This is a genomic window from Bacillus sp. X1(2014) (assembly GCF_007678255.1).
The window spans coordinates 1-277 of the sequence record NZ_VEED01000081.1; the positions used below are offsets into that span (position 1 = coordinate 1).

Below are 277 nucleotides of genomic sequence, written 5' to 3' on the forward strand. Positions count from 1 at the left end.
GCCGGTTTAGCTCAATTGGTAGAGCAACTGACTTGTAATCAGTAGGTTGGGGGTTCAAGTCCTCTAGCCGGCACCATGTTTTTTTCTTCTTTTTTGCTTAACTTAATACGCGGGTGTGGCGGAATTGGCAGACGCACCAGACTTAGGATCTGGCGCCGTAAGGCGTGGGGGTTCGACTCCCTTCACCCGCACCAAAGTTTTTTGCGGAAGTAGTTCAGTGGTAGAACACCACCTTGCCAAGGTGGGGGTCGCGGGTTCGAATCCCGTCTTCCGCTCC

At 53.1% G+C, this 277-nt stretch carries 3 tRNA genes; all 3 read left to right on the forward strand.

Features of this window, described 5'->3' with window-relative positions:
• The 3 genes from FS608_RS29875 to FS608_RS29885 all read left to right on the forward strand — a co-directional run bounded on the left by FS608_RS29875 (position 1) and on the right by FS608_RS29885 (position 275).
• Positions 1-76: transfer RNA gene (locus tag FS608_RS29875), tRNA-Thr, on the forward strand.
• A gap of 33 nt (positions 77-109) precedes the next feature.
• Positions 110-194: transfer RNA gene (locus FS608_RS29880), tRNA-Leu, on the forward strand.
• 9 nt (positions 195-203) lie between these two features.
• Positions 204-275, forward strand: a tRNA-Gly gene (locus FS608_RS29885).
• Positions 276-277 lie beyond the last annotated feature (2 nt).